Source organism: Acidovorax cavernicola, from assembly GCF_003581445.1.
Genome location: NZ_QXMN01000005.1, coordinates 1 through 18229 on the forward strand (window position 1 = coordinate 1; position 18229 = coordinate 18229).

Consider the following 18229-nt stretch of genomic DNA (forward strand, 5'->3'; position numbering starts at 1 on the left):
GTCCGGGAGTCCGCGTCGGTCGTGGCGCCACACGAACCAGGCGGCGCCGAGCACCATGAGTGCCAGCCCGTACCAGGTCAGCGCGTAGACGAGGTGGCTGTTGGGGAATGCGATCACCGTCAGGCCGCCGGCGGGCCAGGCGGGTGTGTCGGACGTGGCTTGCGCGGCCTGGGGTGTAGGCGCAGCCTCGGCATCGACGAAGTAGGGCGCTGCGTCCGCCAGTCCACGTGCCGCCGCGATGGCCTGCACGTCGCGCGAGAACCAGCGGTCGGCCGCCGGATCGTTCTTGCGCAGGAAGCCGCCATGGGGCTCGGTCAGGCGCAGCAGGCCGGTGACGGTGGTGTCGCCCTGGGGCTCAGATGCGGTGCGCGCCGTGCGCTGGCGCGCCTCGGGCGGCACGAAGCCGCGGTTGACGAGCACGATGCTGCCGTCGGCGGTGCGCAGCGGGGTCAGCACCCAGAAGCCGGGGCCGAGCTTCGTGCTGGCCTGCACCAGCGCTTCCTTGTCATGGAGGAAGGTGCCGCGAAGGCGCACGTGGGTGTATTCGTCGTGGGCCGCGTTGACCGTGGGCCACTCGGATCGCGCCGGCGCATCGGTGGCCGGGGCATGCACGCGCTGGTCGACGCGGGCGATGAGATCGAGCTTCCAGGCCCGGCGCTCGACCTGCCAGGTGCCCAGCGCGATGAAGCCGGCGAAGGCGAGGACGGCGAAGGCCGCCAGCGCCATCCGCGTGGCGGCTGAGCGCGGGCGGCCGGGGGATGCCATCAGGGCATGTTCTTCATGTCGTGCATCGAGTGCGGCATCATGTTCGTGTTCATGTGGTACATGACCCACAGCGAACCGGCCAGCGTGATGACGACGAGCACCAGCGTGAAGATCAGCGCCAGCATGTTCCATCCGCCCTCGGACTTGGCGTCCATGTGCAGGAAGTACACCATGTGCACCACGATCTGCACCACGGCAAAGCCGAGGATGATCAGCGCGGTCGTGCTCTGGCTGGGAATCACCTTGCCCATCACGAGCCAGAAGGGGATCGCCGTCAGGATCACGGCCAGCACGAAGCCGGTCATGTAGCCCTTGAAGGTGCTGTGGCTGGCCGGGCCGTCGTCGTGGTGGTCGCCGTGACCGTGGCCGTCGTGTGCGCCGTGGCCGTGCGCGTCGGTGTGTGCGGGGGCGCTCATGCCATCGATCCCATGAGGTAGACGAAAGTGAAGACGCCGATCCACACGACGTCCAGGAAGTGCCAGAACATCGACAGGCACATCAGGCGGCGGCGGTTGGCGGCGGTGAAACCGTGCTTGGGCAGCTGGAACATCAGCACGACGAGCCAGATGATGCCGAAGCTCACGTGCAGGCCGTGCGTGCCGACCAGTGCGAAGAACGACGACAGGAAGGCGCTGCGCTGCGGGCCCGCACCTTCGTGCAGCAGGTGGGCGAACTCGTACAGCTCCAGGCCGATGAAGCCCAGGCCCAGCAGGCCCGTGATGCCCAGCCACAGCAGCACGCCGCCCATGCGCTTGCGCTGCATCTCGAGCATCGCGAAGCCGTAGGTGATCGACGACAGCAGCAGTAGCGAGGTGTTGATCGCCACCAGCGGCAGGTCGAACAGGTCGGCGCCCGAGGGGCCGGCCGCGTAGCTCTTGCCCAGCACGCCGTACACCGCGAACAGGCAGGCGAAGATGAGGCAGTCGCTCATCAGGTAGAGCCAGAAGCCCAGCAGCGTGCCGTTCTCGGGGTGGTGGTCCTCGTTGCGGACGTGGAACAGGTCGAACGCCGGGGCGTTCAGGTTCCGGGAGGGGAGTGCGGTGGTATCAGACATGGGCAGCCAGCAGGCGCGTGCGCGCTTCTTCGGTGCGGACGACTTCTTCCGCGGGGATGTAGTAGTCGCGCTTGTAGTTGAAGGTGTGGGCGATGATCGCGACCATCATGGCCACGAAGCCGATGCCGGCCACGAGCCACATCTGCCAGATCAGCGCGAAGCCGCACACCGCGCTCAGCGCCGCGATGACGAAGCCGGCGGCCGTGTTCTTGGGCATGTGCACGGGGCTGAAGCCGTCCAGCGGACGCTGGTAGCCCCGGGCCTTCATGTCGGTCCAGGCGTCGTTGTCGTGCACGCGCGGCGTGAACGCGAAGTTGTAGGCCGGCGGCGGCGACGAGGTCGACCACTCCAGCGTGCGGCCGTTCCACGGGTCGCCCGTGGTGTCGCGCAGCGAGTCGCGGCGGATGAAGCTCACCACCAGCTGGATCAGGAACGAGGCGATGCCCAGCGCGATCAGCACGGCGCCGAAGGCGGCGATCTGGAACCAGATCTGCAGCGACATGTCCTCGAAGTGGCTCACGCGGCGCGTGACGCCCATCAGGCCCAGGATGTACAGCGGCATGAAGGCCATCCAGAAGCCGACGATCCAGAACCAGAACGAGCACTTGCCCCAGAACGGGTCGAGCTTGTAGCCGAAGGCCTTCGGGAACCAGTAGGTGATGCCCGCCAGCATGCCGAACAGCACGCCGCCGATGATCACGTTGTGGAAGTGGGCGATCAGGAACAGGCTGTTGTGCAGCACGAAGTCGGCCGGGGGCACGGCCAGCAGCACGCCGGTCATGCCGCCGATCACGAAGGTGATCATGAAGCCGATGGTCCACATCATGGGCAGCTCGAAACGGATGCGGCCGCGGTACATGGTGAAGAGCCAGTTGAAGATCTTCGCCCCTGTCGGGATCGAGATGATCATCGTCGTGATACCGAAGAACGAGTTCACGCTGGCGCCGGAGCCCATGGTGAAGAAGTGGTGCAGCCACACGAGGTACGACAGGATCGTGATCACGACCGTGGCGTACACCATCGAGGCGTAGCCGAACAGGCGCTTGCCCGAGAAGGTGGAGACCACTTCCGAGAAGATGCCGAAGGCCGGCAGGATCAGGATGTACACCTCGGGGTGGCCCCAGATCCAGATCAGGTTCACGTACATCATGGCGTTGCCGCCCATGTCGTTCGTGAAGAAGTTCGTGCCGGCGTAGCGGTCGAGCGAGAGCAGGGCCAGCACGGCCGTGAGCACCGGGAAGGCGGCCACGATCAGCACGTTGGTGCACAGGGCGGTCCAGGTGAAGACGGGCATCTTCATCATGGTCATGCCGGGCGCGCGCATCTTCACGATGGTGGCCAGCAGGTTCACGCCGGACAGCAATGTGCCCACCCCCGCGATCTGCAATGACCAGATGTAGTAGTCGACCCCCACGTCGGGGCTGTAGAGGATGCCCGACAGCGGCGGGTACGCGAGCCAGCCGGTCTTGGCGAACTCGCCCACGAACAGCGACGCCATCACGAGGCCGGCGCCGAAGGTGGTCATCCAGAAGCTGAAGTTGTTCAGGAACGGGAAGGCCACGTCGCGCGCGCCGATCTGCAGCGGCACGACGAAGTTCATGAGGCCCGTGACCAGCGGCATCGCCACGAAGAAGATCATGATCACGCCGTGGGCGGTGAAGATCTGGTCGTAGTGGTGCGGCGGCAGGAAGCCCGCGTTGTCGCCGAAGGCGACGGCCTGCTGGGCCCGCATCATGAGCGCGTCGGCGAAGCCGCGCAGCAGCATCACCAACCCGAGGATGATGTACATGATGCCGATCTTCTTGTGGTCGATGCTGGTGATCCAGTCGCGCCACAAGGTGCCCCACAGCTTGAAGTAGGTCACGGCGCCCAGGAGCGCGAGGCCGCCGAGCACGACGGCGGCAAAGGTCACGAGCAGGATCGGCTCGTGGTAGGGAATCGCCTCCCAGGTGAGGCGGCCGAAGACGAGCTTCGTCAGGTCTAGGTTCTGCAGCATCTTAGTCTTCGGTGGTGCACATCGCGGTGACGTACTTGCGCTGGGGCGTGTCGAGGGAGGCGGCCTGCCAGGCCTGCTTGGTGGCGACGTTGAAGGCGCCGGGCTTGCCCAGGCCGCCGTCGGCGTCGATGGCCATCATTTCCTTCATGCACATCTTGTTGCGGTCGACGCACAGGTTGAGGATGGCGTCGTACAGGGTGGGGTCGACGCTGGCGTAGTGGCGCACGGGTTCGCGCTCGCTCGGCGCCTCGAGCTTCTTGTAGAGCTCGCGCGTGAGTTCGCCGTCCTTGCCGGTCTTGACCTTGGCCACCCACTGGTCGAAGCCGTCATGGCTCAGGCCGTGGAACTTGAAGCGCATGCCCGAGAAGCCCGCGCCGCTGTAGTTGGCGGAGAAGCCGTCGAACTCGCCCGGCTTGTTGATCACCGCGTTCAGCTGGGTCTGCATGCCCGGCATGGCGTAGATCTGGCCGGCCAGCGCGGGGATGAAGAAGGAGTTCATGACCGATGAGGCCGTGAGCTTGAACTGGATGGGGCGGTCCACCGGGGCCGCCAGCTCGTTCACCGTGGCGATGCCCTGCTCGGGGTAGATGAAGAGCCACTTCCAGTCCAGCGCCACCACCTCGACCACCAGCGGCTGGGTGTCGGCGGGAATGGCGCGCTGGGCGTCGATGCGGCGCAGCGGCTGGTAGGGGTCGAGCACGTGGGTGCTGATCCAGGTGATCGCGCCCAGCGCGATGATGATCAAGAGCGGCGCGGCCCAGATCGCCAGCTCGAGCTGGGTGGAGTGGTCCCAGTCGGGGCTGTAGGTGGCCTCCTTGTTCGACTGGCGATAGCGCCAGGCAAAGAAGATGGTCAGGGCGATCACCGGGATGATGATGATCAGCATCAGCACCGTGGAGACGACGATCAGGCGTCCCTGCTGGTGGGCGATGTCGCCGGAGGGGTTCAACAGCACGGTGTTGCAGCCCGCCAGGAAAATGGCGGAAAGCAGCAGGAGTGCTCGGCGAAGGGTCTTGAGGATGTGCATGCCGGGGGAGGAAAGTGCGAAGGCCGCGCAAAAATGACCCCGCAATCTACGCCCGCCAAGGGGTTTCGCCTATTGGACGTTTTGTCCTATGGCGGTAAATGCATTTCAGTGCGACGCTACAGGGTGTCCAGAATCCCCCTGTGTCGCGCCCCGGTGTGACACCCGAATTACAGCCAGCCAGCAAGATGACGACGTCCAGCATCAGTCCACAAGGCGCCCAGCCTGTGTCGCACCCGCCCCAAGCCGGCGCCCGCGCCGCAGACGCCGACCATTCGCACATTGCCCCGGGCGAGATCGCGGTCGGCGTGGTCATCGGCCGCGCCTCCGAGTATTTCGACTTCTTCGTCTACGGCATCGCCTCGGTGCTGGTGTTCCCGGCGGTGTTCTTCCCGTTCGAGCAGCGCCTGGAAGGCGTGCTCTGGGCCTTCGTGATCTTCTCGTTCGCCTTCATCGCGCGCCCCTTCGGCACCGTGATCTCGATGGCGATCCAGCGGCGCTTCGGGCGCGAGACCAAGCTGACCATCGCGCTGTTCGTGCTGGGCACCTCCACCGCCGGCATCGCCTTCCTGCCGGGCTACGCCAGCATCGGCTTCAGCGCCATCGTGCTGCTGTCGGTGTTCCGTTTCGCGCAGGGCCTGGCACTGGGCGGCTCCTGGGACGGCCTGCCGTCGCTGCTGGCGCTGAACGCACCGCCCAACAAGCGCGGCTGGTACGCCATGCTGGGCCAGCTGGGCGCGCCGCTGGGCTTCTTCGTGGCCAGCGCGCTGTTCGCGTACCTGTATTCGAGCCTGCCGCTGGCCGACTTCCTCGACTGGGGCTGGCGCTACACCTTCTACGTGGCCTTCGCCATCAACGTGGTGGCGCTGTTCGCCCGCCTGCGCCTCGTGGCCACCGACGAATACGCGCGCCTGCTCGAAGAGCGCGAGCTGCAGCCCACCGGCGTGGTCGAACTGGCCCGTTCGCAGGGCACCAACCTGCTGATCGGCGCGTTCGCCGCGCTGGCCAGCTACGCGCTGTTCCACCTGATCACGGTGTTCCCGCTGTCGTGGATCTCGCTGTACTCCGACCAGTCGATCACCGAGTTCCTGATCGTGCAGATGGTCGGCGCGGTGTTCGGCGCCATCGGCATCGTGGCTTCGGGCCTGATCGCCGATCGCATCGGCCGTCGCTTCACGCTCGGCGGCCTGGCCGCCATGATCGCGGTGTTCAGCGGCTTCGCGCCCACGCTGCTCGACGGCGGTCGCATCGGCCAGGACATCTTCATCGTGCTGGGCTTCGCGATCCTGGGCCTGTCGTACGGCCAGGCGGCCGGCGCCGTGACCTCGAACTTCGAACCCAAGTACCGTTACACCGGCGCGGCCCTGACGGCCGACCTGGCCTGGCTCATCGGCGCGGCCTTCGCACCGCTGGTCGCGCTGGGGCTGTCGGCGCACTTCGGCCTGGCCTTCGTGAGCATCTACCTGCTGTCGGGCGCGCTCGGCACGCTGGCGGCGCTGGGGCTGAACCGGGCGCTGGCACGGGAAGACTGAGACGCTTCAACCGCACGCGAAGCAACGACAAAGGGGCCGATCGGCCCCTTTTTCATGGCCGGTGCGCCGGCTTGGTTAGGATTCGCCTCGATGTTCACCGCCGCCATTTTTGATATGGATGGGCTGCTGATCGATTCGGAGCGCCCCATCATGGCCGCCTGGATCGCCGCGGCCCGCACGCTCGATGTCGAGCTTTCGCACGCCCAGTACCTGCAATGCGTGGGGCTGGCCATGGTCGAGTCGAAGCAGATCCTTGCCGAGCTGCTCGGCGGCACGGCCGCCTACCAGCACGCAGCGGCGCAAGTGACCGCCGCACTGCAGCTGGAGCGTGCCGACGGCGACGTCCGGCCGCTCTTTCCCATCAAGCCCGGCGCGGCCGAACTGCTCGCCGCCCTGCGCGGGCGCGGCACGCGTTGCGCCGTGGCTTCGTCGTCCACGCGTGGGCAGATCGCCGCGTGCCTGGGCAGTCTCGACGTGCTCCATCACTTCGAGGCCTTCGCGGGCGGCGACGAGGTGGCGCGGGCCAAGCCCGATCCGGCGCTCTATCGGCTCGCCGCCGAACGCCTGGGCGTGGACCCGGCGGACTGCGTCGCCTTCGAGGACAGCGAGAACGGCGCCAAGGCCGCGTTGGCTGCCGGCATGCGCGTGGTGGTGGTGCCCGACCTCAAGCACCCGCCCGAGGCGATCGTCGCGCAGGCCTTTCACGTGCTCGATTCGCTGCACGATGCGATGCCGCACGTGCCTCGCTGGTTTCCCTGACGTACGCAGCGCCGGGGCAAGTGCTCAGAGCACTTCGTCGCGCAGCTGCGGAAACACCTTCGACACCTTGGCCAGCAGGTAGTCGCCGTAGCGGCCGCTGAAGGCGTGCACGTTGGCGCGGTCCCAGCGTTCGGCGCTGTCGTCCAGCGCGTCGGCACCGGCCAGGCCCTCGATGCGCTGCACGCGGGCCTCGAAGTTCGGGTCGAAGAACAGCGGGAACGACAACCGGTCGCGGCCCGAGGTGTTGCGCTTCACGCGGTGCGGCGTGGACTTGTAGAGCCCGCCGGTCATGCGGTCGAGCATGTCGCCGATGTTGCAGACGAAGGCGCCGGGCACCGGCGGCGCGTCGATCCAGCCGCCTGGCGTGTGCACCGCGAGGCCGCCCACGGTGTCCTGGTGCAGGATCGTGAGCAGGCCGTAGTCGGTGTGCTCGCCCACGCCCCATTGCACGTCGAGGCCTTCGGGCACGGCCTGCGTCGGGTAGTTGAAGAGGCGGAACAGGATCAGCGGATCGGCCGTGTAGCGCTCGGCGAAGTAGCTCGCGGGCAGGCCCAGGCTCAGCGCGATGCCTTCCATCAGCCGGTGGCCCAGCTGCGTGACGGCGTCCATGTACGCGAGGATGGTCTCGCGAAAGTCGGGCACGTCGGGAAAGAGATTCGGCCCGTGCACCGGCGTCTTCGCCTGCACCAGCGGATGGTCGGCGGGCAGCTCGGTACCGAGGTAGAGGCCTTCCTTCCAGTCGGGGCGGCCCGAGGTCAGCTCGCCGCCGCGCGGGAAGAAGCCACGCCAGGCGCGGCCACCCAGGGCCATGCGCCATTGCATCTTGGTTTCTTCGGGCAGGTCGAAGAACTGGTGGCTCAGGTCTTCGAGCCGCTGCACCAGCGCCGCGTCGACACCATGGCCCGTGACGTAGAAGAAGCCGTGCGCGCGGCAGGCGTCGCCGATCTGCGCCGCCACGCGTGCGCGTTCCGGTGTGCCGGCCACCAGCGGCGCGACGTCGATGAGGGGGAGGGAGGAGTCGGTCATGCGTCTCTCGAAAAAGGCGATCGGATGTCGGACAGGAACTGCTGCGCGCGCGGATGCTGCGGGCGGTTGAAGAAGTCGTCGGGCGTGGCGCGTTCCAGCACCTGGCCCTGGTCCATGAAGAGCACGCGGTCGGCCACTTCGCGCGCGAAGCCCATCTCGTGCGTGACGCACACCATGGTCATGCCGTCGCGCGTGAGGTCGCGCATCACCAGCAGCACCTCGCCGACCATCTCGGGGTCGAGCGCGCTGGTGGGCTCGTCGAACAGCATCAGCGGCGGCTTCATGGCGAGCGCGCGCGCAATGGCCACGCGCTGCTGCTGGCCGCCCGACAGCTCGCCGGGCCACGCATTGGCTTTGTTCGCGAGGCCCACGCGCTGCAGCAGCGCCATCGCGCGCTCGTCGGCTTCCTTGCGCGACAGGCCGTGCAGCTGCATCGGCGCCATGGTGCAGTTCTGCAGCACCGTGAGGTGCGGGAACAGGTTGAACTGCTGGAACACGAAGCCGATGCGCGAACGGAAGGCGTTCACGTCCAGGCCGGGCGCGTGGATGTCCTGCCCGTCGAGCGTGATGCGGCCCGACTGGATCGGCTCCAGCCGGTTGAAGGTGCGGATCAGCGTCGACTTGCCCGAGCCCGAGGGCCCGCACACCACGACGACCTCGCCCTTGTGGATGGTTTCGGTCACGTCGACCAGCGCGTGGTAGCTGCCGTACCACTTGTTGACTTTTTCGAGTTCGATCATGCGGACACCTTGAGGGTGGCGGCGGGAAGGCCGCGGCGCGCGAGCCGGCGCTCCAGCCAGTAAGCGAAGCGCGAGAGGCCGAAGCACAGGATGAAGTAGGTCAGGCCGAGGATCAGGTAGATTTGCGCCGGCTTGGTGAACACCTGCGTGTTGATCTGCGTGGCAATGAACGACACCTCGGCCAGCCCGATGATGTAGCCCAGCGAGGTCTCCTTGATGGTCGAGACGAACTGGTTCACCAGCGAGGGCAGCATGCTGCGCAGCGCCTGCGGCAGCACCACCAGGCGCATCGCGCCGAAGTAGCTCAGGCCCAGCGCGCGCGCGGTTTCCATCTGCCCGCGCGGCAGGCCCTGGATGCCGGCACGCACGATCTCGGCGAGGTAGGCGGCGTCGAAGATCACGAGCGCGATCAGCATGGTGGTGAACTGGTCGGTCTTCACGCCCGTGACGCTGGGCAGGAAGAAGTAGGCCCAGAAGATCACCATCAGGAGCGGCAGGCCGCGCACCACGAAGACGAAGCCCGTCACGGGCCAGCGCAGCCAGCGCCACGGGCTCACGCGCGCCAGGCCGAGCACGATGCCCAGCGGCAGCGCGAGCACCAGTCCGCACGAGGCCAGCAGCAGCGTGAGCACCAGCCCGCCGAGCGGGCCGTTGGGGTACTGGCCGATGAGGAAGTAGACCCAGTAGTCGTTGATGATTTCGAGCATCAGCGCACCGCTTTCAGATCGTCCGCACCGGGAAGCGGTGGTGATACCAGGTGGCGAGCCCCGTGATGGCCAGCGAGACCGTCAGATAGGCCGCACTCGCGAACGCGAACGACTCGAAGCTGCGGAAGGTGGCGCTTTCCACCTGCCCGGCCTGGTACATCAGCTCGGCCACGCCGATCACGGTGGCGATCGAGGTGTTCTTCCACAGGCTCAGCGTCTGCGAGATGAGTGGCGGCACCGTCACGCGCAGCGCCTGCGGCAGCACCACGCGGCGCATGGTGGCCAGGAAGCTGAAGCCCAGCGCGCGGCCGGCCTCGAACTGCACTGTCGGGATCGAGCGGATGCCGCTGCGGATGTCCTCGGCCATGAAGGCCGCCGTGTACAGCGACAGCGCCACGATCGCGCTGTAGGCCTCGATGTGGCCTTCGTAGAGCCAGGTCTTGACGCCTTCGGGCAGCAGCTCGGGGGCGCCGAAGTACCAGAACAGCATGTGGGCCAGCAGCGGGATGTTGCGGATCGATTCCACATACGCGAAACCGAGCCAGCGCAGCGGCGCGAGCGGCGAGAGCCGCAGCAGCGCCACCACCAGCGCCAGCGGGAGCGCGACAACGAGGGAGACCGCAAGCAGCTGCAGCGAGAGCCACAGGCCCGCGACCAGCATGTCGTGGTACTGGCCGGTGAGCAGCAGCGAATAGTCGAACAGGGGCATGGAAAACGGAAGGCACGGCGAAAGGCGCAGGGGCGCACATGGTACGCATGCGCGCCGTGCCGCTCAAAAGCGAAGGGCGGGTCGCATGGCGGCCCGCCCCTGGTGTGCCGAGCGCGCGGGCTCAGTCGATCTTGTCAGTCTCGAGCTTGAAGTCGCGCGTCTGGAAGCCCGACGCCGTGTTCGGGCCATACCACTTGATGAAGATCTTCTGCGCCTCGCCCGACTTCTCGAGTTCGCGCAGCGTGTCGTCCACCACGGCCTTCAGGCCGGCTTCGCCCTTCTTGATGCCGATGGCCAGCGACTCGGTGCTCAGGTTCTGCTTGAGCACCACGTACTGCGCCTTCTGCGGGCCCAGCTTGGCGTAGCTGCGCAGCAGCGCGGCTTCGTCGTCCACGTAGCCCACGCCCTTGCCCTGCTGCAGGGCCTGGAAGGCCTGCTGGCTGGTGTCGAAGGTCACGACCTCGGCGGTGGGCACGGCCTTGCGGATGTTGGGTTCCTGCGTGCCGCCGCGGATGGTCAGCACCTTCTTGCCGCCGAGCTGCGACACCTCGGTGATGTTGCTCGTCTTCTTCACGACGGCCTTCTGGCCGGTGACGAAGGTGGTGAGCGAGAAGTCGATCTGCGCCTCGCGCTCCTTGTTGTGCGTGAGGCCGGCGGCCACCAGGTCCACATGGCCCTGCTGCAGCTCGGGAATCCGCGCGGCCACGGCGATCTGCTTGAGCACCGGCTTCACGCCGATCTTTTTCGCGATGGCGTTCACCAGGTCGACCTCGTAGCCGACGATCTGGCGCGTCTTCGGGTCGATGAAGGTCGCGGGCTCGTCGGTGCCGAGCACGCCGACGACGAGTTCGCCCTTTTTCTTGATGTCGGCGAGCTGGTCCGCGTGGGCGGCAACGCCGGTCAGCAGGGCGGAAGCGGCAAGGGCCGCGGCAAGCAGGGTGTGGCGCATGGTGGGGATCGTCCTCTCTCCAGAGTGAAATTCAGGCCGGAACCATATCAATAAAACCCAAGATTATTAAATCGTCAATCGACATATGCATATAGGGCTGATGAATCGGCCTGCTGCCGGCTGGGTTAAATTCGCGGCGCCGCGACGTGCCCCTGTTGCCGTCCCCCGAATGTCTTACCGAGCGAGCTTTTCATGATCATCCAACCCCGCGTGCGCGGCTTCATCTGCGTCACCACCCATCCCGTGGGCTGCGAAGCCAATGTCCGGCAACAGATCGAGTACGTCAAAGCCAAGCCCCCCATCGCGGGCGGCCCCAAGCGCGTACTGGTGATCGGCGCATCCACCGGCTACGGCCTGGCCGCGCGCATCACTGCGGCCTTCGGCAGCGGCGCCGACACGCTGGGCGTCTTCTTCGAGCGCGCCGGCAGCGCGACCAAGCCCGGCTCGCCCGGCTGGTACAACTCCGCTGCCTTCCACCGTGCCGCCACGGCCGAAGGGCGTTATGCCAAGAGCATCAACGGCGACGGCTTTTCCGATGCGGTGAAGCAGCAGACCATCGACACCATCCGCGCCGACCTGGGCCAAGTCGACCTCGTGGTCTATAGCCTGGCCGCACCGCGCCGCACGCATCCGAAGACCGGCCAGGTCTTCAATTCCGTGCTCAAGCCCATCGGCAAGGCGGTGACGCTGCGCGGCCTGGACACCGACAGCGGCAGCGTGAAGGAATCGGTGCTCGAGCCCGCCACGCAGGAAGAAATCGACAACACCGTCGCCGTCATGGGCGGTGAAGACTGGCAGATGTGGATCGACGCGCTGCAGCAGGCCGGCGTGCTGGCCGATGGCGCGAAGACCACGGCCTTCACCTACCTGGGCGAGCAGATCACCCATGACATCTACTGGAACGGCTCCATCGGCGCCGCCAAGAAGGACCTCGACGAGAAGGTGCTGGGCATTCGCGCGCAGCTCGCGGCCAAGGGCGGCGATGCGCGTGTGTCGGTGCTCAAGGCCGTGGTCACGCAGGCCAGCTCGGCCATTCCGATGATGCCGCTGTACCTGTCGCTGCTGTTCAAGGTGATGAAGGCCGAAGGCACGCACGAGGGCTGCATCGAGCAGGTGCACGGCCTGTACGCCGACAGCCTGTACGGCGCCACGCCGCACCTGGACGACGAAGGCCGCCTGCGCGCCGACTACAAGGAACTGGCGCCGCAGGTGCAGGCGCGCGTGCTCGAGCTCTGGCCGCAGGTCACCGACGCGAACCTCAACGAGCTGACCGATTTCGCGGGCTACAAGACCGAGTTCCTGCGCCTGTTCGGCTTTGCCGTCGATGGCGTGGACTACACGGCCGACGTGAGCACCGATGTGGGCATTCCCGATCTGATCCAACTCTAGAGCGGACTCGCAGGGATACTCCCTCCCCATGCAGATTCAAGACAAACCGCCCGCCGGCACGCCCTTCGAGTGGATCGGCGGCGAGCCGAAGGTGGAGGCGCTGGTCGAGCGCTTCTACGACCTGATGGACCTCGAGCCGGCCTACGCGCAACTGCGCGCCGTGCATGGCACCAACCTCGACAACGCGCGCCAGCGCCTCTTCTGGTTCCTGTGCGGCTGGCTCGGCGGGCCTGCCCACTACACCGACCGCTTCGGCCATCCGATGCTGCGCGCGCGGCACCTGCCGCAGGCCATCGGCGGCCACACCATCGGCATCAAGGAACGCGACCAGTGGCTGGCCTGCATGGACCAGGCGATGGGCGAGACCGGTGTGCCCGAGGACCTGCGCGCGAGGTTGCGCGACTCCTTCTTCAAGACCGCGGATTGGATGCGCAATCGCGGCGAGTAGAAAAGGCTCGCCCCCAGGCTGCGCGCACTTCGTGTCGCTTCGCCAACCCCCTATCGGGGGCAACACCAGCGGCCCGGCAAAGCCGGTTCCGCGGTGTTCCTCGAAAAGACAAGTTCACCACCGCTCTGACAGCGATCCAACACCGACTTGAAAGAAATCACGCCATGAATTCCATCGTCATCATCGGCGGCGGCCACGCCGCGGCCCAGCTCTGCGCCGGGCTTGCTGAAGCCGGGCAGGGCGCGCGCGTGCACCTGGTCTGCGAGGAGGCCTGCGAGCCCTATCACCGTCCGCCGCTGTCGAAGGCCTTCCTCAAGAGCGCGGAAGAAACCACGCAGCCGCACAAGGCTGCCGACTGGTACCGCGAAGCGGGCATCACGCTGCACCTGGGCGATGCCGCCGTGGCCATCGACCGCGAAGCGCACACCGTCACGTTGCGCTCGGGCGCGGTGCTGCCGTGGGAGCGCCTGGTGCTGGCCACCGGCACGCGCGCGCGCCAGATGCCCGGCCTGCAAGCGGGCCTGGAGAACGTCGCGAGCCTGCGCGCTGCCGACGAGGCGCATCGCCTGCGCACACGGCTGACCGATGCACAGCAGGTGACCGTGTTGGGCGGCGGCTTCATCGGCCTCGAAGTGGCGGCCACCGCGAAGGCGCTGGGCAAGTCGGTGCAGGTGATCGAATGCGCGCCGCGCCTGCTGGGCCGCGCCGTGTCGCCCGAGCTGTCGGCGCATGTGCTCGCCACGCACCGCGCAGCCGGCATCGACATCGTGCTGGGCGCGCAGACGGGCGCCTTCGAGGTCGAGGGCGACCGGCTCGTGTCGCTCGAAGTGAATGGCACGAAGCAGCCGATCGACCTGCTGTTGCTGGGCATCGGCGCGGTGCCCGAGACCGCGCTCGCGGAAGCGGCCGGCATCGAATGCGCCGACGGCATCGTGGTCGACGGCCGCATGCAGACCAGCGCGGCCGATGTGCTCGCGGTGGGCGACTGCACGCGCTTTCCCGACCGCCGCGCGGGCCGCGCGCTGCGGCTCGAATCGGTGCAGAACGCGAACGACCAGGCGCGCACGGCGGTGGCCACGCTGACCGGCGCCGCTCGCGATCACGACGTGGTCGCGTGGTTCTGGTCCGACCAGGGCGGCCTGCGACTGCAGATGGCGGGTCTCATGCCGGCCGAAGGCACGCCGGGCCTGGTGAGCGTGCGCCGCGCAGGGCCGAAGCCCGAGGCGTTCTCGCTGTTCCACTACGTCGACGGCCAGCTCGTGTGCGTCGAATCGGTGAACGCGCCGGTCGATCACATGATGAGCCGCAAGCTGCTCGAAGCGGGCCGCAACCCTGCGCCTGAAGCGGTGGTGGATGCGGCGGTACCACTAAAGAATCACCTGTCGTAACGGTTGTCGCGGGGGTGCCGCACGACAGGCCCGGATTCACCGGTCTGTCACCCTGCTTTCGGAGACTGGCCTTCCTCATATCCGCAGGGAGACCTCTCGATGAACAACGCAGTGGCCGCGTCGCTTGCGCGCCTCGCCCCCATGACCACCTGTGCCGCCGTCCTGTCCGCCGTGCTCGTCGCCTGTGGCGGCAGCAGCGGAGGCGGCACGGCATTTCCTCCGATCGTTCCGGCCCCTGCGCCGGCACCTGCCCCGGCGCCTGTGGCCGCCGGCACGCGCACCACGGTCGCGCTGCTCGAAACGACCGACCTGCACTTCAACGTGCGCAGCTACGACTACTTCAAGCTCGCCGAAGACAAGTCGTACGGCTACGAGCGCACCGCCACGCTCATCAACGCCGCGCGCAAGGAGTTCGCGAACACGATGCTGTTCGACAACGGCGACACCATCCAGGGCACGGCCTTGGCCGACTACGAGGCGCTGGTCAGCCGCATCCCGTGCACGCAGCCGCTGTCGATGTACAAGGTGATGAACGCCACCGGCTACGACGCCGGCACGCTGGGCAACCACGAGTTCAACTACGGTCTGGACTTCCTCAACCAGGTGCTCGGCGGCGGCCTCGATGTCGAGGGCGTGGACGGCACGAAGAAGTGCGCCGGCCCGAATTTCCCGATGGTGCTGGCGAACGTGCAGAGCGTGAAGAGCGGCAAGCCGCTGGTCGCGCCCTACACCATCGTCACCAAGCAGTTCACCGCCACCGCACCCGACGGCAAGAGCGTGACGGTGCCGGTGAAGGTCGGCGTGATCGGCTTCACCACGCCCGGCATCATGAACTGGGACAAGCGCTTTCTCGAAGGCAAGCTGCGCACCGAAGGCGCCGTGGAAGCCGCCAAGCGCTACGTGCCCGAGCTGCGCGAGAAGGGCGCCGACATCGTCGTCGCGCTGCAGCACGGCGGCCTCGACGCGTCACCGTATTCGCCGTCGATGGAAAGCCCGGGCCTGTACCTGTCGAAGGTGCCCGGCATCGACGTGCTGATGATGGGCCACCAGCACGGCCTGTTCCCCGACCGCGGCGCCAAGCCCGGCTACACGCAGGCTGGTGTGGACAACGCCGCCGGCACGGTGAACGGCGTGCCGGCCGTGATGCCCAGTTCGTGGGGCAAGGCGCTGGGTCTCGTCAAGCTCGAGCTGGTGTGGGACGGCAAGGCCTGGGGCGTGGACAAGAGCAAGACGCTGGTCGAGGCGCGCTCCACGCAAACCGGCAAGGACGGCACGGGCAAGGCCGTGTACGTCGATGCCGACCCGAGCGTGGCGCCGCTGGTCGACACGCAGCACCAGGCCGCGATCGACTACGTGAAGACGCCGGTCGGCACCACCGACTTCCGCATGAACACCTTCTTCGCCGACGTCGGCGACCCGGGCGCGATCCAGATCGTGAACCAGGCCCAGGCCGACTACGTGAAGACCTACATCCAGGCCAACCTGCCGCAGTACGCGAGCCTGCCGGTGCTGTCGGTGAGCGCACCGTTCAAGTCGGGCTTCGAGGGCGGACGCGACTACACCGACGTGGCCGTGGGCAACCTCGCGATCTTCAGCGCCGCCGACCTGTACCTGTACCCGAACACGGTGTACGCGGTGAAGGTGACGGGCGCCGAGATCAAGGGCTGGCTCGAAGCGGCGGCCAAGCGCTTCAACAAGATCGACCCGGCGGCGACGGCCGACCAGCCGCTCATCAGCACCTTCCCGGGCTACAACTTCGACATGTTCACCACGCCCGACATGCAGTACGAGATCGACGTGACGCAGGCCGTGGGCAGCCGCATCAAGAACCTCATGTACCTGGGCGCGCCCATCGACCCGGCGAAGGAATTCGTCATTGCGACGAACAACTACCGCGCGACCAGCGGCGCGAGCTTCATCCCGGCGCTGGACGGGCGCGCCACGATCTACGCCTCGCCCGATGCGAACCGTGACGTGCTGATCGCGTACATCAAGGCCAAGAAGACCATCACGCGCGCGGCCAACGGCGCGGCGCGCAGCTGGCGCTTCACGAAGGTGACGACGTCGGGCAACGTGACGATCACGTCGGGGCAGGATCAGCTGAGTGCGGCGACGGACGCGGGGTTGACGAACATCTCGCTGCTGAAGGCGGATGACAAGAGTGGCAAGGGGCTCTCGGTCTACAAGGTCGAGCTGGGCCAGTGACCTGAATGAACTGCTCCCTCCCCCGCTGGGGGAGGGCAGGGGTGGGGGCTGACGGCCTCCAACGCCGAGCAGCCTCGATGGCCGCGTGCCCCCATCCCAACCTTCCCCCGGAAGGGGAAGGGGCAAGACAAGAAGCTCAGCGCCGCACGGGCGCCAACAACACCACCAGCGCGCCCGCCCCGCCTTCCGCCGGCTTGGCCTGCACGAAGGCAATCACCTCGTTCTTCTGGATCAGCCAACGCTGCGTCTTGGTCTTCAGCACCGGCTGCTTGCCGGGCGAGCCCAGGCCCTTGCCGTGCACCACGCGCACGCAGCGCAGCCCCTGCTTGTGGGCGTTGCGGATGAAGCCGCCCAGCGCCTCGCGCGCCTCGTCGCTGCGCAGGCCGTGCAGGTCGACCTGCGCCTGGATCGCCCAGTCGCCCTTGCGCAGCCGCGCCGTGATCTCGGTGCCGATGCCGGGGCGGCGAAAGCTCATGGCGTCGTCGACGTCGAGCAGCGTGGTCACGTCGAACTCGTCGGACAGCGACTCGCGCAGCACGCGCTGCTCGTCGAGCTGGTGCTGCACCGGAATGGGCGCGGGCGGCTCGGGCGAGAGCGGTACCGCGGCCTTGCGGCGCAGCGGCGCGGTGGCGCCGATGGCGCGCGTGAACAGGTCTTTCTCGGCGGCGCGCTTGCGCTCGGCCGCGTCGCGCGCGGCGGCTTCGGCGGCTTCGCGCTCGCGGGTCTCGGCGAGCACGCGCTGCACCTGCTTGAGGTCGGCGAGGGCCTTCAGGGCCGGGGGACGGGAAGACGACGCCATCAGATCAGCCCCCGTTCCGCCATCGAGAAGCTCTGGCCCGGGCTCACGATGACGTGATCGAGCACGCGCACGTCGACCAGCGCGAGCGCGGCACGCAGCGTCTGCGTGAGCGATTCGTCGGCGCGCGAGGGCTCGATGCTGCCGCTCGGGTGGTTGTGGGCCAGCACCACGGCCGCCGCCTTGTGGTGCAGCGCGCGGGTGACGACCTCGCGCGGGTAGACGCTGGTCTGCGTGAGCGTGCCGCGAAACAGCTCTTCGAGCGTGAGCAGGCGGTGTTGCACGTCAAGGAACAGCACCGCGAACACCTCGTGCGGGCGCGAGCCGATGTGCAGCTGCAGGTACTGCTTGACCGACTCGGGCGAGTCGAACACCGTGCGCTCCTTCAGGCGCTCGCCCATGGCGCGGCGCGCCAGTTCGAGCACTGCCATGAGTTCCGAGCGCTTGGCGCTGCCGCCCATGCCCTTGACCGCCTTGAGGTCGTCGGGCGCCGTGTGCAGCAGCCCCGAGAGGCCCCCGAAGCGTTCGAGCAGTTGCTGGGCCAGCTGGAGCACGTTCTTGCCGGCCACGCCCGTGCGCAGCAGCAGCGCCAGCAGCTCTGCGTCGGCCAGCGCGGCGGCGCCCCGCGCGATGAGCTTTTCACGCGGCCGGGCGTCGAGAGGGAGATCCTTGAATGCCATGAAACCCTGCGGAAACCTGTGACGGGGCAGGTGGATGCCCCGATCCTTAAAATGGCGGCCAG

18 protein-coding genes are annotated in these 18229 nt (G+C 67.5%); 6 read left to right on the forward strand and 12 right to left on the reverse strand.

Annotated features, from left to right (window positions below):
• The 5 genes from D3H34_RS06810 to cyoA form a co-directional block, all read right to left on the reverse strand.
• The coding region (locus D3H34_RS06810) for an SURF1 family protein (RefSeq protein ID WP_147400395.1) at nt 1-765 on the reverse strand (765 nt) is incomplete at its 3' end.
• Nucleotides 765-1181 (reverse strand): cytochrome o ubiquinol oxidase subunit IV, encoded by a 417-nt coding sequence (cyoD, locus tag D3H34_RS06815; protein WP_119552691.1) that lies wholly within the window; start codon nt 1179-1181, stop codon nt 765-767. The genes cyoD and D3H34_RS06810, both read right to left, overlap by 1 nt.
• Nucleotides 1178-1819, reverse strand: a complete 642-nt coding sequence (gene cyoC / locus D3H34_RS06820) for a cytochrome o ubiquinol oxidase subunit III (protein ID WP_119552692.1) — start codon at nt 1817-1819, stop codon at nt 1178-1180. The genes cyoD and cyoC overlap by 4 nt, the downstream gene beginning before the upstream one ends.
• A complete protein-coding gene (cyoB, locus tag D3H34_RS06825) occupies nt 1812-3815 on the reverse strand; it encodes a cytochrome o ubiquinol oxidase subunit I (protein WP_119552693.1) in 2004 nt (667 codons plus the stop codon). The genes cyoC and cyoB overlap by 8 nt, the downstream gene beginning before the upstream one ends.
• Nucleotide 3816: 1 nt before the next feature.
• On the reverse strand, nt 3817-4842 hold the full coding sequence (gene cyoA / locus D3H34_RS06830) for a ubiquinol oxidase subunit II (RefSeq protein WP_119552694.1): 1026 nt from the start codon (nt 4840-4842) through the stop codon (nt 3817-3819).
• A gap of 185 nt (nt 4843-5027) precedes the next feature.
• Here cyoA and D3H34_RS06835 point away from each other — a divergent pair, with 185 nt between their 5' ends.
• Together D3H34_RS06835 and D3H34_RS06840 are read left to right on the forward strand one after the other, a co-directional pair.
• Nucleotides 5028-6371: an MFS transporter gene (locus D3H34_RS06835; protein ID WP_119552695.1), complete on the forward strand. Its 1344-nt coding sequence runs from the start codon at nt 5028-5030 to the stop codon at nt 6369-6371.
• A 90-nt stretch (nt 6372-6461) separates the two neighbouring features.
• The gene (locus D3H34_RS06840; RefSeq protein ID WP_119552696.1) at nt 6462-7130 is read left to right on the forward strand and encodes an HAD family hydrolase; all 669 of its coding nucleotides are present in this window, start codon (nt 6462-6464) and stop codon (nt 7128-7130) included.
• A gap of 24 nt (nt 7131-7154) precedes the next feature.
• Here the strand turns inward: D3H34_RS06840 and D3H34_RS06845 are convergent, their stop codons facing one another.
• The 5 genes from D3H34_RS06845 to D3H34_RS06865 all read right to left on the reverse strand — a co-directional run bounded on the left by D3H34_RS06845 (nt 7155) and on the right by D3H34_RS06865 (nt 11261).
• Nucleotides 7155-8156: an isopenicillin N synthase family dioxygenase gene (locus D3H34_RS06845; protein ID WP_119552697.1), complete on the reverse strand. Its 1002-nt coding sequence runs from the start codon at nt 8154-8156 to the stop codon at nt 7155-7157.
• Nucleotides 8153-8896: an amino acid ABC transporter ATP-binding protein gene (locus D3H34_RS06850; RefSeq protein ID WP_119552698.1), complete on the reverse strand. Its 744-nt coding sequence runs from the start codon at nt 8894-8896 to the stop codon at nt 8153-8155. The genes D3H34_RS06845 and D3H34_RS06850 overlap by 4 nt, the downstream gene beginning before the upstream one ends.
• Nucleotides 8893-9603: an amino acid ABC transporter permease gene (locus D3H34_RS06855; protein ID WP_119552699.1), complete on the reverse strand. Its 711-nt coding sequence runs from the start codon at nt 9601-9603 to the stop codon at nt 8893-8895. The genes D3H34_RS06850 and D3H34_RS06855 overlap by 4 nt, the downstream gene beginning before the upstream one ends.
• A gap of 13 nt (nt 9604-9616) precedes the next feature.
• The gene (locus D3H34_RS06860; protein ID WP_119552700.1) at nt 9617-10312 is read right to left on the reverse strand and encodes an amino acid ABC transporter permease; all 696 of its coding nucleotides are present in this window, start codon (nt 10310-10312) and stop codon (nt 9617-9619) included.
• A 121-nt stretch (nt 10313-10433) separates the two neighbouring features.
• Nucleotides 10434-11261, reverse strand: coding sequence for an ABC transporter substrate-binding protein (locus D3H34_RS06865; protein ID WP_119552701.1), 828 nt, complete (start codon nt 11259-11261; stop codon nt 10434-10436).
• Nucleotides 11262-11453: 192 nt separating this feature from the next.
• On the opposite strand from D3H34_RS06865, the gene fabV reads away from it, so the two are divergent.
• The 4 genes from fabV (at nt 11454) to D3H34_RS06885 (ending at nt 16691) form a co-directional block, all read left to right on the forward strand.
• Nucleotides 11454-12650, forward strand: coding sequence for an enoyl-ACP reductase FabV (fabV, locus tag D3H34_RS06870; RefSeq protein WP_119552702.1), 1197 nt, complete (start codon nt 11454-11456; stop codon nt 12648-12650).
• 28 nt (nt 12651-12678) lie between these two features.
• Entirely contained in the window at nt 12679-13098 is a 420-nt protein-coding gene (locus D3H34_RS06875) for a group II truncated hemoglobin (RefSeq protein ID WP_119552703.1), read from the forward strand.
• A 164-nt stretch (nt 13099-13262) separates the two neighbouring features.
• Entirely contained in the window at nt 13263-14486 is a 1224-nt protein-coding gene (locus D3H34_RS06880; RefSeq protein WP_119552704.1) for an NAD(P)/FAD-dependent oxidoreductase, read from the forward strand.
• Nucleotides 14487-14627: 141 nt separating this feature from the next.
• Entirely contained in the window at nt 14628-16691 is a 2064-nt protein-coding gene (locus tag D3H34_RS06885; RefSeq protein ID WP_119552838.1) for a bifunctional 2',3'-cyclic-nucleotide 2'-phosphodiesterase/3'-nucleotidase, read from the forward strand.
• A 136-nt stretch (nt 16692-16827) separates the two neighbouring features.
• Here the strand turns inward: D3H34_RS06885 and D3H34_RS06890 are convergent, their stop codons facing one another.
• Nucleotides 16828-17490, reverse strand: a complete 663-nt coding sequence (locus D3H34_RS06890) for a Smr/MutS family protein (RefSeq protein WP_119552705.1) — start codon at nt 17488-17490, stop codon at nt 16828-16830.
• A complete protein-coding gene (radC, locus tag D3H34_RS06895; protein ID WP_119552706.1) occupies nt 17490-18167 on the reverse strand; it encodes a RadC family protein in 678 nt (225 codons plus the stop codon). Before radC ends, D3H34_RS06890 begins: the two co-directional genes overlap by 1 nt.
• Nucleotides 18168-18229 lie beyond the last annotated feature (62 nt).

Coding starts and splice junctions, on each gene's coding strand:
- D3H34_RS06885 (WP_119552838.1), top strand. CDS start 14,628: ATGACCACCTGTGCCGCCGTCCTGTCCGCCGTGCTCGTCGCCTGTGGC.
- D3H34_RS06860 (WP_119552700.1), bottom strand. CDS start 10,312: ATGCCCCTGTTCGACTATTCGCTGCTGCTCACCGGCCAGTACCACGAC.
- D3H34_RS06865 (WP_119552701.1), bottom strand. CDS start 11,261: ATGCGCCACACCCTGCTTGCCGCGGCCCTTGCCGCTTCCGCCCTGCTG.
- radC (WP_119552706.1), bottom strand. CDS start 18,167: ATGGCATTCAAGGATCTCCCTCTCGACGCCCGGCCGCGTGAAAAGCTC.
- D3H34_RS06855 (WP_119552699.1), bottom strand. CDS start 9,603: ATGCTCGAAATCATCAACGACTACTGGGTCTACTTCCTCATCGGCCAG.
- D3H34_RS06890 (WP_119552705.1), bottom strand. CDS start 17,490: ATGGCGTCGTCTTCCCGTCCCCCGGCCCTGAAGGCCCTCGCCGACCTC.
- cyoD (WP_119552691.1), bottom strand. CDS start 1,181: ATGAGCGCCCCCGCACACACCGACGCGCACGGCCACGGCGCACACGAC.
- D3H34_RS06875 (WP_119552703.1), top strand. CDS start 12,679: ATGCAGATTCAAGACAAACCGCCCGCCGGCACGCCCTTCGAGTGGATC.
- D3H34_RS06840 (WP_119552696.1), top strand. CDS start 6,462: ATGTTCACCGCCGCCATTTTTGATATGGATGGGCTGCTGATCGATTCG.
- D3H34_RS06835 (WP_119552695.1), top strand. CDS start 5,028: ATGACGACGTCCAGCATCAGTCCACAAGGCGCCCAGCCTGTGTCGCAC.
- D3H34_RS06845 (WP_119552697.1), bottom strand. CDS start 8,156: ATGACCGACTCCTCCCTCCCCCTCATCGACGTCGCGCCGCTGGTGGCC.
- cyoA (WP_119552694.1), bottom strand. CDS start 4,842: ATGCACATCCTCAAGACCCTTCGCCGAGCACTCCTGCTGCTTTCCGCC.
- cyoC (WP_119552692.1), bottom strand. CDS start 1,819: ATGTCTGATACCACCGCACTCCCCTCCCGGAACCTGAACGCCCCGGCG.
- cyoB (WP_119552693.1), bottom strand. CDS start 3,815: ATGCTGCAGAACCTAGACCTGACGAAGCTCGTCTTCGGCCGCCTCACC.
- fabV (WP_119552702.1), top strand. CDS start 11,454: ATGATCATCCAACCCCGCGTGCGCGGCTTCATCTGCGTCACCACCCAT.
- D3H34_RS06880 (WP_119552704.1), top strand. CDS start 13,263: ATGAATTCCATCGTCATCATCGGCGGCGGCCACGCCGCGGCCCAGCTC.
- D3H34_RS06850 (WP_119552698.1), bottom strand. CDS start 8,896: ATGATCGAACTCGAAAAAGTCAACAAGTGGTACGGCAGCTACCACGCG.